Here is a 521-nt window from a genome sequence, read left to right as displayed (position 1 = left end):
TCAAATACTGCATACCGCGTCGGCAGGCAGCAAATCGCAGCCTATGGCCCTTCCGCGTGCGCTGATTACCAGGGAACGGATGGCGAAAATCGAAAAAGGGCCGAACTGGGAAGATGACCTGGGTGGTGAGTTTGACAAACTGGCGAAAGACAAGAACTTCGACAACATCCAGAAGTCGATGTATGGCCAGTTCGAAAACTCCTTTAGTATGTTTTTTTTTTCAAGCAGAAGACGGCATACGAGATTCGCCTTAGTCTCGTGGGCTCGGTCAGCACACCACGACCGCCGCTCGGCTGTATCACTTCCCGCACGGCGGTGATGTGATTGATTCCCCTGGTGTGCGTGAGTTCGGCCTCTGGCACCTGGAGCCGGAACAAATCACTCAGGGCTTTGTCGAATTCCATGACTATTTAGGTCTGTGTAAATATCGCGATTGCAAACACGATACCGATCCGGGCTGCGCTATCCAGGAAGCGGTTGAGGAAGGGAAAATCGCGGAAACCCGTTTCGAAAACTATCAC

1 protein-coding gene is annotated in these 521 nt (G+C 52.2%); it reads left to right on the top strand.

Translation table 11 applies throughout. The features are described 5' to 3' along the window. Positions 1 to 293 precede the first annotated feature (293 nt). Positions 294 to 521: ribosome small subunit-dependent GTPase A (gene rsgA / locus EHSB41UT_RS24175; RefSeq protein ID WP_423226872.1), on the top strand; the 228-nt coding region annotated here is incomplete at its 3' end.

The sequence above is a fragment of the Parendozoicomonas haliclonae genome, assembly GCF_900174585.1.
Taxonomy (GTDB): domain Bacteria; phylum Pseudomonadota; class Gammaproteobacteria; order Pseudomonadales; family Endozoicomonadaceae; genus Sansalvadorimonas; species Sansalvadorimonas haliclonae.
The sequence above is the reverse complement of the archived record's forward strand: the minus strand, read 5'-3'. Positions and strand labels throughout refer to the sequence as shown.